This window comes from Paenibacillus xylaniclasticus, assembly GCF_004001065.1.
Lineage (GTDB): Bacteria > Bacillota > Bacilli > Paenibacillales > Paenibacillaceae > Paenibacillus_T > Paenibacillus_T xylaniclasticus.
The window spans coordinates 46,941-60,710 of sequence record NZ_BIML01000017.1 but is presented as its reverse complement, the minus strand read 5'-3'; the positions used below and the strand labels follow the sequence as shown (position 1 = coordinate 60,710).

The following is a 13,770-nucleotide window of genomic DNA, read 5'->3' as shown; positions in this document are numbered from 1 at the left end:
GGGTAATTCGTTCGATTGAATCTGCAAATTGGTGACAGACGAGTTGTCACCATAGGGCTGATAGAATAGGAGTGGACAGGAGGTAAGCGATGAAGCGGTCAGATCGGTTAATGGCAATCCTGATGGCACTGCAGCAGCGGCAGGAGACGGCGCAGTCGCTAGCAGATAAGCTGGAAGTGTCGCGCAGGACGGTATTGCGGGACATGCAGTCTCTATCGGAGATCGGCGTTCCGATCTATGCGATATCGGGTCCAACAGGCGGTTACCGTTTGGTGGAAGGCTATAAGCTGCCACCGCTGCAGCTAGACGCGCAGGAAGCGCTGGCCGTTCTATTCGCGCTTCGGGCGACGACTAAGCTGGCGGACTCACCGTTTAACCGTGCACGTTGGACGGCACTTGACAAGCTGCGCGCTGCCATGCCGCCGCGAACGCTGAATGAGATCGAGCCATTGCTCCAGCAGGTCGAGCTGGAGGTGCCGGAGCGTAAAGCTTCGGCACCTTATCTGACTGCGCTGATCGAGCATACGGCATCTGGCGCTTGGATAAGCGCACAGTACCGGTCGGAGCGGCGGCGCAGCGAGCTGCTGCTGCGCCCGCAGCGGGTCTACACCGCGCATGGCTTCTGGTATTGCGAGGCGTATTCCGCTGAGCATGACGAGGTACGAACATTTCGGGTGGACCGCTTCGAATCGGTGATCGTTACCGAAGCGCCAGAGACGGCGCCAAAGCTCGATACGGCAGCTGCTGATGCGGACAAGGAGACAGATAATCGGGCTTCTGCCACGACGCGTATTGTGGCTCGGTTGACTTACCGCGGAGCGCTGCTGCTTGAGCAGGACCCGCATGTCGGTGAGCTGGTCAAACAGCTGACAAGTGACGAGTGGGAGCTTGACTTCCAGTGTCCGGCATCGGAATGGGGCTGGGCGGTCCGATTGTTTTTTACACTGGGAATGGATGCGGAGGTTATCGAGCCCCAGGAGCTTCGCCGCCAGCTGCACCAGATGTTCAATCAATTGGCGGACCGTTATAAGGCCGCGGAGGGAGAGGATAGTCTTGAGTAAATCAACAGGAAGCATATTGGACAAAGCTAGATCGTTCATTTACAACAATGCGAGACTGCTTGACCGAAGAAGATTCGAGTATCACTTTGAAGGCGGATCGAAAGAGGCGGTTATTGAGGCGCTGCGTGCTTATCAGAATGCCGATGGCGGGTTCGGTAATGCCCTCGAGCCGGACCTTCGCTGCCCGCACAGCCAACCGGTGGCGACGGAGACGGCTCTTATGATTATGGATGAGATCGAGTGCTTCGATTCTGTCGTTCTAGAGGGGATCGGCCGCTATCTGCAAGCATCCGTGCTTCCAGAGGGCGGACTGCCATTTGTGACGCGCAGCTCGAGAGATTATCCGCACATGCCATGGTGGAGGACGGACAAGTACGACGAGCCCTGGATTAACCCGACTGGCCGGCTGATTGCCCTGCTATATAAGCAGCAGACGCTTCCGGAGCTGACGAAGAGCGAGCCGTTTGAGCGATGCTTATCATACGTATGGACATATTTGGAGACTGCAAAGCCGATCCAGTATCACGATGCGGTGCAGTGGATCGCGTTCCTCGAGCATACACCCGATCGGGAGCGAGCGGAGCGTATTCGGCCTACACTCGATGAATGGCTGAGTCAGTCCGGTGCAATCGAGAAGGATCCCTATGCGGCGGGCTATGTTCACAAGGTGCTTGATTGGGCTCCGCTGGTAGGAGATTACGTTGGCCGGTTCATGACGGATGAGGAGGTGAAGCGGCATCTTCAGGTCTTGATGGAGCAGCAGCAGGATGATGGGGGATGGCCGATTAACTTCGATGCGATTAGTGAGGCCGGCTTGCAAGAGTGGCGTGGATGGGTTACGGTAGACCGGCTTCGGACGCTGCGCTCGTATGGTATTGAAATAGATAGGGTGTAGAAGGCCAAGGTTCTCTTGAGAGCTTCTTTCTTCTTAAATAAACAGTTCTCTTATTGTTATAGAAGCCAAGCCATCTTTCGAGATGGCTTTTTTATTGCAAACTCTAGAGGAGAAATCGTTAGGGTAATTCTATTGGACTAAAAATCTACTTTCGGTATGTAATCGCTTACATTTTTTTGCGATAGGAAATGACAAACTAAGAGGAAAGTCGACATATACAAATTAAGACTAGAGTAGGTTCAAAATGAGATAAAAGATGGAAGGAACCGTACCTATTTTAGAAAGAAAAGATAAACAACAGAAGGGCTCCTACTATAGACCTTATCGAGTAGAAGCCAACTACAGTAACGGTTGTAAGGATGTTGCGAGGCGGTGCCTCTCCTATAAGAGAGACTTTAGAACCAATTCACTAACAAGTGACCGCGACATTACTCCTATTACTCCCAAATATAATAAAATAAGGAATTCGGTATCATTGTACCACAATATTCAGCATGTGATAATGAACGAGCAAGGCAATCCAATGAAGCAAAGGGGGTGAAATTGATGGCATGTTTGTGCACTACTAATAAATGTGGTCCCGCCAATTATGTAAATCTATGCATGAATTCAAACGGTGCAGTATACGGTTACTGCAACTGCTAGTAACAGCTTGGCGGAAGTGGACAGTTCGACTGTTCACTTCCGTTTTTATTACCGTTAAAAGGTGGGGTTCCATTGATTGATCTAGTCATGGTTGGAATGATGCTGTTATCGGTGTTATTGCTATTCGCTGCAATTCCCAAATGGGTAGGCAGAGCCGACTTTCTTGTGACGCTCAAAAGATTAGGTATCTCAGGTAAGCTTGCTTCCCTCGTCATATGGATTTTACCGCTTGCAGAAGTTGTCGTCGGGATCGGCATATGGTTCGAGGAGCTGCGCATGCTCAGCCTTATCGGTCTGTTCATGCTGACGGCTTCTTTCTTGTGGGCAATCGTTAGAGGAAAAAGTAAGAAGCTGAAGTGCAATTGTTTCGGAAGTATGATCGACGAACAATTCGGATGGAAAACGGCGGTTCGCGTAATTCTAATGATCGCGATCGGCCTGTTCGTTCTGTATAAAAAGAGCATCATTCCGAACACCTCGGACATGGAGCTGACCGATCTATTATGGTCGTTTATTTTATCCGTCAACTTGTTCGGCAGCTATGTCTTGGCGAATTCGTTAGCGGCGTACCGCAAACATGTGTAGTGGAGGAGATAACGATGGGTCTATTCGAATATGCTGTCGTATCGCAATGGCTCTTCATGATACTGGTTGCAGTATCGGTGCTCATGACGATTAAGAAGGCGACCAAGAAATTTTTATATCATCAAGACGCGGGTCTCGGCCGTGGACAGCTGTTTCCCGTTCCAGCCATGAAGGACAATAACGACAAGGAAGTAAAAATTATTAACGGCTCGAAAGATGGGACGATTGTGCTATATGCATCAGTCAATTGCAACTTCTGTAAGCCGTTATATCCGTTATTGGATGCATTCCAGAAGAAAAAAGGTATTCCAATTGTCACCTTAATGGATGGCGAGCGCGAGGAGATAAGCGAGATCCAACAAAACGTCATACAAACTGTTCCCGTTATTCCATCCAACTTCGATGAATTTAATAATATGGGCGTTACTGCTATACCATTTGCTTATTATTTATCGTCTGAGGGTAAAGTGTTGGCCAAAGGAACGGTTAACAACGAGAGTGATATGGAATATTTGATCGAGGTGGGTGAGCAGGAGAAGTGGAAAGCAGCATAACCTGGCGAGGGGGGAAATCGTAACCGGTGATAGGAAAGGGATTGTATAGGAAATGGGTTCATATGGGATCCGACAAAGTGAAGATTATTAGCCGCGTATCCAGCTTACTGTTTCAAGTTGCGAAGGCGGCTCCTCTCCTATTCGTTGTTTCGGCAGGGCTTAATCTTATGCAAGGGTTAATTCCTGGCGTTCATATCGTCTTGGTGCAGAGATTGGTCGATTCGGCTGCTGTTGCTGTGGCTAACGATGGCAGCGGGGATTTCCGCGATGCCTTGTGGGTCCTTCTCCTTATGGCGGCCGTTATTGGACTGACAAGCGTGTTGAATGGAGTCGGCCGGATTGTCAGGCTGAAAATGGCTTATGCAGCATCTTATCATTTAGATAAGCAGCTTGTAGAGAAGTCCACGAAAATACCGTTAATGTATTTCGATCAGCCGGAACACCACAATTTGCTGCAGCGTGTCTCGCAAGGGTTATCCAATCGCGTATTGAACATTTCGCATGCGTTTATGAGTGTGCTGAAGAACGGCATGAGTATAAGTACGATCATCGTAATCCTCTTGAGTTATCATTGGATGCTGGGCTTCATTATGTTTGCGCTGGCACTACCGCTTGTAATCGTAAATATGCTTGCCGGTGAATGGCATTTTTGGCAGACCAAATGGTTAACGCCGACCGTACGCAGGATGAACTATCTGTTCCGGCTTCTGCTCGGCAGGGACGAGGCCAAGGAAATCAGAGTATTCGATGCCGGCGGATACTTAATCGAATTGTGGTCGCGTGCATTCCGGAACAACGCTCGTGAGCAGCAAAGATTGGAGTGGCGTGCCGTAAGGATGAATTTGGTGGCCGAAGCAGCGCAAGGATTAGGTATGCTGATTACGATTGGTTTTCTGGTGTGGGGGATGACGCAGCAGTTTATCGGGATCGGAATCTTCGCCGCCTTGATTCAGGCCATATTTACATCTGGGAATACGTTCCAAGCCATTGCATTGAATCTGTCCCAAATGTACGAGGAAGCTTTGTTCGCCTATGAGTTTCGGCAGTTCACGGCAATCGAGGAAGAGAGGCAGTCGGGCCGGCAAATACATTTTCCGCTGAAACGGGGCATTACGGTCGATCGATTAAGCTTTCAATATCCCAACAATGATACGTTCTCGCTCCGCGATATATCTGTCGAGATTCCGGTTGGCGCAACGGTAGCTATTGTAGGCGAGAACGGATCTGGCAAGAGCACGCTGGTTAAATGCTTAATTGGGCTTTATGAGGCGAGCGCCGGTCAGGTATATTATGACGACGCAGCGATTGACGAGGCGAACGCACGTGAATTTCGGAAGCATGTTGCCGCCATCTTTCAAGATTTTGTCCACTATCAGCTGACGATGCGGGAGAACGTGTTTATCGGCAATCCAGATGCGATCGGCAGCAATGGCAAATGGGCCAATGTATCGGAAGTAACGGGTATTGGCGAAATTGCAAGCCGATTGCCGAATGGTCTGGATACGATGCTGGGGCCTCTTTTTGAGGGGGGACATGAGCTCTCGGGGGGGCAGTGGCAGAAAATCGCTTTATCAAGGGCGTTGATTAAAGATGCGGACGTCATTATCTTGGATGAACCAACGGCAGCGATGGACCCGATTGCCGAGCAGCAGGTGTTAACCGATTTCATTAATATCGCCGAAGGCAAGACGACGCTTCTTATTTCCCACCGTCTTGGCTGCTGCAGGAAGGTTGATTTGATTCTCGTCCTACAGGACGGCAGATTAGTCGAGCAGGGCAACCATGAGCAGCTGATGGCCAAGAACGGCCATTATGCGGCGATGTTCAAGACACAGTCACAATGGTACCAAGAAGCTGATGTTCAGGCTAAGGTGTCTTAAGCCTCGGTGAGCTTGATCGGGCTGATACTTAAATAAATAAGAAACCGACGGAGGAAAGAGAACTCTATGCTGGATACGTGCAAGGCCGGATAGCTTGGATATGCTGTCCGGCCTTTTCATCTGCCATGAGGCTGAGTTAGTTTTTGGAGTTTTCTCTGGCTTCTAAGCGCTCTGAGATGAAGGCGAGAGCGGTTTGCATTTTGTCCAAATATGCCGGTTCATTGCCCATGCATCGGAATGTGACGCTGCCGCTGCCGCTTCCTGCGATGCCGAACCGGTTGAGCAGGGCTGACAGACGGCGGACTGTACCTGCGTTGCCGTCGACAATTCCGATATGCGGAGGCAGCATGCTGCGCAAAATGTCGGCGTAGAACGGATAATGCGTGCAGCCTAGCACAATAATCCCATAGTCATCCAGATTGTAGGGTGCAAGCTTACTCTGGAAATAGGGCACCATTACGTCAGGATCAAACTGCAGATTCTCGCAATAGTGAACAAGCTCAGGCAGCGGCAGTGAATCGACGATACCGCCTTCATCCACGCGATTAACGAGTGCATAATAGCGCGGCATGGTCAGCGTCAGCAGCGTCGCCGTGACCAGCACTCTCTTACCTGTGGCGCGGTTCATCTCAACTGCTGGCTTCACAGCCGGCTCCATGCCGACGATGGGCAGATCGTACATGGCCCGCAAATCTTCCACGGCAATGCTGGTTGCCGTATTGCAGGCGACGACGAGCGCATCGATGCCTTCGGCCATCATTCGTTCAACAGCTTGGAACACATATTCTTTCACTTCGGCGTTCGTCTTGGACCCGTATGGGACGTGAAGTGTATCGGCCATATAGAGATAATCTTGATCGGGCAGCTTGCGCAGCGATTCCGCTAATACGGAGAGCCCGCCGAGGCCTGAATCAAAGAATCCAATAGTCATGAGCAATCGATTCCTATCTATGTAGTCTTCTTAAGCTTCTACTACTCAGCATACCCCTATCGGCCCCCTAGGGCAAGGTATAAAAGGGATAAATCTCGTATCCTATTGTTCCCTGCTTAAGCGGGTGCTTCCTTCCCATGCCGGATGAACAACCAGACGCCGAACAGAATAAGCAGGCCCGCGGCGGACTGGTAGACGGTTAACTCCTCGTTCAGCAGTATCCAGGCAAGAACAGATGCGATGACGGGCTCGCCCAGCACTGACATGGAGACGGCTGTCGTGTTCAAATATTTCAGCAGCCAGTTGAATAAGTAATGGCCGAACAGCGTCGGGACGATCGCGAGAAGCAGAAATGCTCTCCAATCTTGTCCGCTATATCCGGTAAATGGGTTACCGCGGACAAGGTTATACAGCGCTAGAGACGACGCCGCTATGAAGAATACCGAGAAATTGTAGACGTAAGCGCTGAGGCTGCTTTCGCTTCTTAGCTGCTTCCCGATCATCATATGGACAGCTACAGCGGCCGCGCCGAGCAGCGACAGCACATCGCCGAGCAGTGCGTCGGCGGAAAGGCTGAAGTCACCGGAGCCGATAATGATTGAGCCGATCATCGCAATACTCATACCGAGGAGCATCGTGCGGTTCGCTTTGATACCGAACAGCAGGAAGGAGGCAATCATCACGAACACGGGCTCCAGCGTCAGGATGACTGTAGAGCTGGCGACGGTCGTGTAGCTTAACGAAGCCATCCACAGCAAGAAATGGAGGGCCAGCATGACGCCGGATATGCTTAACAGCCCCCATTGCTTTAACGTCAGTTGAAGCCATTCCCGGCGGAAGCGCCACAATAGAGGCAGCATCAGCGCGTTGGTCAAGTAGAGCCGGTACATTGCGGTGACGGCGGCATCGGCGCTGGACCAGCGAACGAATATCGAGGAGAACGAAATCGCGATAATGCCGATCACATATAGGAGCTCATAGGTAATGGCTGGTTTGCGGACTGAACTCATAAAGACGAAATCTCCCTGCCTATATGTTAAAATGCATCGTCTGTAATACTACTACATTCGGTTAAGAAAGTGAAAAAGATACCGCTATGTAATAGCTGGCAACGAGCGGGGGAGGTTTGGGATGTCCGGCAGCCCTGTGATGGAGTCTTACGGCTGCCAGATGTGCGACCATGCACGGGCGAGGCGCTGGATACCTTGCGTCATCTCGGCAGCGCTTAAGCCTCCGAAGCCGAGATAAAGACGCGGTTCGCCTTGGTGATCTTTACTGTTCGCAGCAGCTGTCCGTTCCTCGACATCTTGTTGATGATAGATGAGGATGCCGGCGCGAGCTGCCAGATCAACAAGCTGCCTGGCGCTATAGGAGGTTTGAACGGTTATTTCCAAGTGAAGTCCTGCGCAGTCTCCGTTAATATGAACTCGGCCCGGCCAGTAGGTATGAATGAGCTCGGATAGCTTGCTATGTTTACGTTTGTATACGGTACGCATACGCCGGATATGCCGGTACCAATGTCCGCGTTTCATAAACAACTCCATCGCCCATTGATCGATCCGCGATGGAGGAGAGAGAACCTGCTCCAACTCCTTCAGCTTGCTTAGCAAAGGAGCAGGAAGAACGACATAGCCCATACGGAGAGCCGGAGTGAAGGATTTCGAGAACGTCCCCAAGTAAATGACGGTGCCTGCATCATCCATGCTTTGAAGCGATGGAACAGTACGGCCAGAGTAATGGAACTCTCCATCGTAATCGTCTTCAATAACATAGCCGTTATTCTGCTTGGCCCAATCAAGCAGCTGACAGCGAAGCGGGTAGGTAAGCGGCTGACCGGCAGGACGGTGTGACGGCGTAACATAGACCGCTCGAATGTCTTGGCTCGTTAGTTCTGCTGCCCATGGCACTTCCCGAACCATTGGAATTGCGGTAAGACGAAAGCCGTGCTGCTGGAGCTTCTTTCTTACTTGGGCAATTCCCTCCCGTTCGACCGCGATGACCGATACGTCCGGCAGAAGCCGTGCAAGCAGCTGAAGGTTCGATGAGATGCCGCTTCCGACGACGATTTGCTCGGGTGTACAGAGGACGCGGCGGGAACGGTTCAAATATTGGGCGATGCTCGCGCGCAGGCCGTACTCGCCTTGAGGATCGCCATACTGCTGGAGATTTTCACTATAGAGTGTCAGCGCGTCAGATGCCGCCGAACGCCATGCCGCTGCTGGGAATGTGCCGCGGTCGACGGTTAGCATATTGAAGTCAATGACAGCGTCATCTAGAGCGGTATGCGGGCGCTCCGTATAAGCGTGGGCGGGGGATGCTATGGCAGATCCGTTCACAGTTAGAGAAGGTATTTGATACGCGCTCTCTGTACCGGAGCCGCTCGATACGTAAATACCGGAACGCGGTTTGCTGTATATTGTGCCTTCCTCAAGCAGCATGTGATAGGCGGTTTCAATTGTTGTTCGACTAAGACCAGACTGCTCACGCAAGGCGCGAATAGAAGGCAGCTTCGAGCCATTCTGCAGAGCGCCTGACTCAATAAGCTGCCGTATGTATTGGTACAACTGTATGTATAGCGGATGCTCCGTTCCTTCCGTTAGCCGTATATCGAACAAATCGAACACCTCATTATAGGATCGATAGATGCTTTATTATATGCATGGCTTGGACGAATCGGCAATGTAGAGGCTTGCAGACAAAAAAGACCGCGCTGCCGCGCGGTCTTAGGTAATGCAGATGTAGAAGAGGCAGTCGATTAAACGACGCCTTGAGCGATCATCGCGTCAGCAACTTTAACGAAGCCGGCGATGTTGGCGCCAACGACGAGGTTGCCTGGATGGCCATATTTCTCAGCAGCTGCAACGCTGTTGTTGTAGATGTTTTTCATGATTTGGTGCAGCTTCGCGTCAACCTCTTCGAACGTCCACGACAGACGCATGCTGTTTTGGGACATTTCGAGAGCGGATACCGCTACGCCGCCAGCGTTCGCTGCTTTCGCTGGTCCGAACAGAATGCCGTTGTTCAGGAACGTGTCGATTGCTGCGAGCGTCGATGGCATGTTCGCGCCTTCGCCGATTGCTTTAACGCCGTTTTTCACGAGCAGCTTAGCCGACTCTTCGTTAATCTCGTTTTGCGTTGCGCAAGGAAGCGCGATATCGCAAGGAATCGACCAAATGCCGGAGCAGCCTTCTGTATATTTAGCTTGCGGACGCGATTTCACATATTCGCTGATCCGTTTGCGCTCGACCTCTTTCAGCTGCTTCACGAGGGCAAGGTCGATGCCGTCTGGATCATATACATAGCCGTTCGAGTCGGAACAAGCGACGACCTTCGCACCGAGCTGAGTTGCTTTCTCGATTGCATAGATGGATACGTTACCGGAGCCGGATACGACAACCGTGCTGCCATTGAAGCTGAGTCCTTTGGATGCGAGCATCTCGTTGACGAAGTATACGCAGCCATAGCCCGTTGCTTCCGTACGCGTCAGGCTGCCGCCGTACAGGAGGCCTTTGCCCGTCAGAACGCCTGCTTCATTGCCGCTGCGGATACGTTTGTATTGTCCGAACATGTAGCCGATTTCGCGGCCGCCAACGCCGATGTCGCCAGCTGGTACGTCAACGTCTGGACCGATATAGCGGTACAGCTCTGTCATGAAGCTTTGGCAGAAACGCATAATTTCGTTGTCCGATTTGCCTTTAGGATCGAAGTCAGAGCCGCCTTTGCCGCCGCCGATTGGTTGGCCGGTAAGCGAGTTTTTGAAGATTTGCTCGAAGCCGAGGAATTTGATAATGCTCGCGTTAACGGAAGGGTGGAAGCGGAGGCCGCCTTTGTAAGGTCCGATTGCACTGTTGAATTGAACACGGAAGCCGCGGTTTACTTGAGGTTTGCCATTGTCGTCTACCCATGGAACGCGGAAGTATACAACCCGTTCTGGCTCAACGATGCGCTCCAAAATGTTTTGTTCGATGTATTGAGGATTAGCTTCGATTGCTGGAATAAGTGAATCGAAAATTTCTTTAACTGCTTGGTGGAATTCGGGTTCACCTTGGTTACGGCTAATAACTTTGTCGTAAACAGCTTGAACGTAGTCTTTCGCTGCTTGATTTTTTGTAATCGTACTTACCACGGTTCTACACTCCCTTTTAACTTGTGTAACTGCGAGGATTCGTCCTCCAGTGTTTTTGCAGTTTTTGAACACTCGTTTACACTATCAGCCTGTGATAATTACAAAGTTTAAAACATTGCCTCAGCAGTCGCCAATAAAAAAAACTTTGACCCCCGATTAATTTGAATTATATTTGGGCATTTTAGGTTTAATATATATTATGTAGTGCAAATAAAGTGTATAATAGTACAAAAAAAGATCGCAAAAACGGAAGAAATCCCCGCCACTTCAGGGATGGCGGGGATTTCAGGGAATTTCATACACCTATCGGCTACAGAAGTTCGCGGCGCAGCTCTTCTCCGGATTTCGGCGAGAGGTAAGCGAACGGAATGTCGAATACCGTTTTTGCGCCTTTTTGGCCTTCGGCACTCAGACGGTGCACCGCTCTTGCATAAGCGACGAGAACGCTTGCAGTAAATTCAGGATTGCTCTCGAGCTTCAGACCGAACTCAATAAGTTGTTTCGTGCCTTGGCCCGTAATGCCGCTGCGGATCACGAAGCCGCCATGAGGCATGCCTTGGTGCTCGGTCTTCAATTCTTCTTCGGAGATGAACGTTACGGTCGTGTCATAATCCGAGAAGTAGTTCGGCATCGAGACGATTGTCTCGCGGATAACTTCGAGATCTGCGCCTTCCTCTGCCACGACGAAGCATTGGCGAAGATGCTTCTCACGCGTCGTGAACTCCGGCGTCTCGCCTGAACGAATGCGGTTGATAACCGATTCGACCGGTACCGTGTATTGAACACCAGCTTTGACGCCTGGAACACGGCGGATCGCATCGGAGTGGCCTTGGCTTACGCCTTTGCCCCAGAAGGTGTAGTCTTTGCCTTCTGGAAGAATCGATTCCGCAAGAAGACGGTTAAGCGAGAAGAGACCTGGGTCCCAGCCTGTCGAGATGACGCTGACATGACCGCCTTGTGTTGCAGCTGCATTAACCGTGTTGAAGAACTCTGGAATTTTCGCGTGCGTATCGAAGCTGTCGACCGTGTTGAACATGCTGGCAAATACCGGCGTTTGCTCTGGGAGGTCCGTAGCGGAGCCGCCGCATAGAATCATGACGTCGATTTTGCCCTTGTACTGCTCGGCTGCCGAGATATGCTCGAATTTGATGCCGCTTACTGCAATTTGATCCGGCTGTCTGCGCGTGAATACGGCGACAAGCTCCATGTCTGGATTTTGCGCGATTGCTTTCTCGACGCCTTTGCCGAGATTGCCGTAACCGACGATGCCAATTTGGATTTTACTCATTGTTTAGCCTCCTACAAATTCAAATATTTTAATTCCAAGGACACATAATTTCTAGTATAGAGATGTTACATGAAATGTAAACGGGCAAAGAGAATTACAGTGGCTTTTGTCCCCCATTTTATTTTTCCAACTTTATGAACATTTAAATGCAAGTCCATATTAATTATGTGCAAAAAATTTCCGCTCTAAATCCTGCCGACTAAAAAATCGCTACCTATTTTAATATCTCATTATGTCCGTTTGAACTACTCTTTGATTAGTGGTTGTAATTATATCAATTCTTACGCATCCCGAACGCCTGGAATTCCCTAACTTTTTCCACAAAAAAAGTGATGGAGTGTTCGTTTCAGGGCATGGCATATCGCTTGGGGATCACTATATAGGCATGGACTTAATAGAACGCCCTTGACTAGTTTCCTGTCAGTAGGAAATAATTTTTATACGCTATATTGAATAATTATTCATTTTATTGTATAAATAATTATCCATTTTCATTAAGGGGGTTATTTATTATGCAGCTTGATTCAGCACTTTATTCACAGCACCCTTCGGTAAGCCATATCGGTAATGATACGCAACAACTGCTCGAAGAGGCATCAGCTTCAATTCTGTACACCGCGAAGCGCCCGGAGGTTGTTATGGAACGCGGTACGGGCATGTACATCTGGGATACCGACGGTAAGCCATATCTCGATTTTATCGGCGGCTGGGCGGTGAATGCGCTCGGTCACTCTCCAGCTGTATTGCGCGATGCCCTTGCTTCGCAGTCGGCGCAGCTCGTTCATGCCAGTCCTGGCTATTACAACAAGCCGATGATTCAGTTCGCCAAGCTGTTGACTGAACTGTCAGGCTATGACCGTGCGTTCTTCGCAAGCAGCGGCTCCGAGGCGAACGAGAGTGCTATTAAGCTCGCGCGTAAATACGGCTCCATCCATTTAGATGGCGCTTACGAGATTGTGACAACGATCGGCAGCTTTCACGGCCGGACGCTGGCGACGATGTCGGCGACGGGCAAGCCTCAATGGATGCAGCTGTTCGCGCCGAAGGTTCCAGGCTTCCACCATGTGCCTTTTAACGATATTGAAGCGATGCGCCAGGCCGTCAGCGACCGGACCTGTGCCATTATGATTGAGCCGGTGCAGGGGGAAGGCGGGGTGCATCCAGCGGATGCTGAATATATCAAAGAGTTGCGTAAGCTGTGCGACGAAAGAAGCATTCTGCTCGTGTTCGATGAAGTGCAGACGGGCATCGGCCGGACCGGCAAGCTGTTCGCGTTCGAGCACTACGGCATTCGGCCGGATATCGTGACGCTGGCCAAAGGGATTGGCGCTGGCTTTCCTCTGTCCGCTATGCTGACGAAGGAAGAGCTTAATTTGTTCGAGGCGGGCGAGCAGGGCGGTACGTACACGGGGCAGCCGCTTGCTATGGCGGTTGGTTGTGCAGTGCTCGGGGAGGTTGTCCGTCATAATTTGCCCAGTCAAGCGGAGGAGATAGGAGCCTATATTCGGGAAGAGCTTCATTCCATTGCTGGACGCTTCGGACTATCGGGCATTAGAGGGATGGGACTATTAATCGGGTTTGATCTTCCGAGGCCGATCGGCAGCGAGCTTGCAGCCGCCGCTCTGGCGAATGGGCTGCTAATTAATGCGCCGAGCCCTTCCATCATCCGGCTGATGCCGCCGTTAATCGTAACGAAGGAGGACGTCTCGGTTATGCTGGAGCGGTTGACCATCTCCTTGGAGCAAGTGATTGGCGGTTGATAGATTTGGATCATTCGTTATTTCGATTATAGCGGCGTGGAGGAT

General features: G+C 50.8%; 11 protein-coding genes. 6 read left to right on the top strand and 5 right to left on the bottom strand.

Features of this window, described 5'->3' with window-relative positions; all coding sequences use genetic code 11:
- Window positions 1-89 precede the first annotated feature (89 nt).
- The 5 genes from PXY01_RS15435 (at window position 90) to PXY01_RS15415 (ending at window position 5,620) form a co-directional block, all read left to right on the top strand.
- Window positions 90-1,061, top strand: a complete 972-nt coding sequence (locus PXY01_RS15435; RefSeq protein WP_127570911.1) for a helix-turn-helix transcriptional regulator — start codon at window positions 90-92, stop codon at window positions 1,059-1,061.
- On the top strand, window positions 1,054-1,956 hold the full coding sequence (locus tag PXY01_RS15430; RefSeq protein ID WP_127570910.1) for a hypothetical protein: 903 nt from the start codon (window positions 1,054-1,056) through the stop codon (window positions 1,954-1,956). Before PXY01_RS15435 ends, PXY01_RS15430 begins: the two co-directional genes overlap by 8 nt.
- A 717-nt stretch (window positions 1,957-2,673) precedes the next feature.
- The gene (locus PXY01_RS15425; protein ID WP_127570909.1) at window positions 2,674-3,186 is read left to right on the top strand and encodes a MauE/DoxX family redox-associated membrane protein; all 513 of its coding nucleotides are present in this window, start codon (window positions 2,674-2,676) and stop codon (window positions 3,184-3,186) included.
- Window positions 3,187-3,200: 14 nt separating this feature from the next.
- Window positions 3,201-3,740, top strand: a complete 540-nt coding sequence (locus PXY01_RS15420) for a TlpA family protein disulfide reductase (protein ID WP_127570908.1) — start codon at window positions 3,201-3,203, stop codon at window positions 3,738-3,740.
- 62 nt (window positions 3,741-3,802) lie between these two features.
- Window positions 3,803-5,620: an ABC transporter ATP-binding protein gene (locus PXY01_RS15415; RefSeq protein ID WP_127570907.1), complete on the top strand. Its 1,818-nt coding sequence runs from the start codon at window positions 3,803-3,805 to the stop codon at window positions 5,618-5,620.
- Between the two features lie 136 nt (window positions 5,621-5,756).
- Here the strand turns inward: PXY01_RS15415 and murI are convergent, their stop codons facing one another.
- The 5 genes from murI to PXY01_RS15390 all read right to left on the bottom strand — a co-directional run bounded on the left by murI (window position 5,757) and on the right by PXY01_RS15390 (window position 11,965).
- Window positions 5,757-6,551 carry a glutamate racemase gene (gene murI / locus PXY01_RS15410; protein ID WP_127570906.1) on the bottom strand — a complete coding sequence of 265 codons (795 nt, stop codon included), beginning with the start codon at window positions 6,549-6,551 and terminating at the stop codon, window positions 5,757-5,759.
- A gap of 116 nt (window positions 6,552-6,667) precedes the next feature.
- Complete coding sequence (locus PXY01_RS15405) at window positions 6,668-7,561, bottom strand: DMT family transporter (protein ID WP_127570905.1); 894 nt, start codon at window positions 7,559-7,561, stop codon at window positions 6,668-6,670.
- 147 nt (window positions 7,562-7,708) lie between these two features.
- Entirely contained in the window at window positions 7,709-9,166 is a 1,458-nt protein-coding gene (gene pdxR, locus PXY01_RS15400) for a MocR-like pyridoxine biosynthesis transcription factor PdxR (protein WP_127570904.1), read from the bottom strand.
- A 140-nt stretch (window positions 9,167-9,306) separates the two neighbouring features.
- Window positions 9,307-10,677, bottom strand: a complete 1,371-nt coding sequence (gene gdhA / locus PXY01_RS15395; RefSeq protein WP_127570903.1) for an NADP-specific glutamate dehydrogenase — start codon at window positions 10,675-10,677, stop codon at window positions 9,307-9,309.
- 310 nt (window positions 10,678-10,987) lie between these two features.
- A complete protein-coding gene (locus PXY01_RS15390) occupies window positions 10,988-11,965 on the bottom strand; it encodes a diaminopimelate dehydrogenase (RefSeq protein WP_127570902.1) in 978 nt (325 codons plus the stop codon).
- Window positions 11,966-12,477: 512 nt separating this feature from the next.
- On the opposite strand from PXY01_RS15390, the gene PXY01_RS15385 reads away from it, so the two are divergent.
- Window positions 12,478-13,725: an aspartate aminotransferase family protein gene (locus PXY01_RS15385; protein WP_127570901.1), complete on the top strand. Its 1,248-nt coding sequence runs from the start codon at window positions 12,478-12,480 to the stop codon at window positions 13,723-13,725.
- Window positions 13,726-13,770 lie beyond the last annotated feature (45 nt).

Excerpts from the sequence above, each read along its gene's own strand:
- PXY01_RS15415 (WP_127570907.1), top strand. The coding sequence starts at position 3,803 with ATGGGATCCGACAAAGTGAAGATTATTAGCCGCGTATCCAGCTTACTG.
- PXY01_RS15385 (WP_127570901.1), top strand. The coding sequence starts at position 12,478 with ATGCAGCTTGATTCAGCACTTTATTCACAGCACCCTTCGGTAAGCCAT.
- PXY01_RS15420 (WP_127570908.1), top strand. The coding sequence starts at position 3,201 with ATGGGTCTATTCGAATATGCTGTCGTATCGCAATGGCTCTTCATGATA.
- murI (WP_127570906.1), bottom strand. The coding sequence starts at position 6,551 with ATGACTATTGGATTCTTTGATTCAGGCCTCGGCGGGCTCTCCGTATTA.
- PXY01_RS15405 (WP_127570905.1), bottom strand. The coding sequence starts at position 7,561 with ATGAGTTCAGTCCGCAAACCAGCCATTACCTATGAGCTCCTATATGTG.
- PXY01_RS15435 (WP_127570911.1), top strand. The coding sequence starts at position 90 with ATGAAGCGGTCAGATCGGTTAATGGCAATCCTGATGGCACTGCAGCAG.
- PXY01_RS15390 (WP_127570902.1), bottom strand. The coding sequence starts at position 11,965 with ATGAGTAAAATCCAAATTGGCATCGTCGGTTACGGCAATCTCGGCAAA.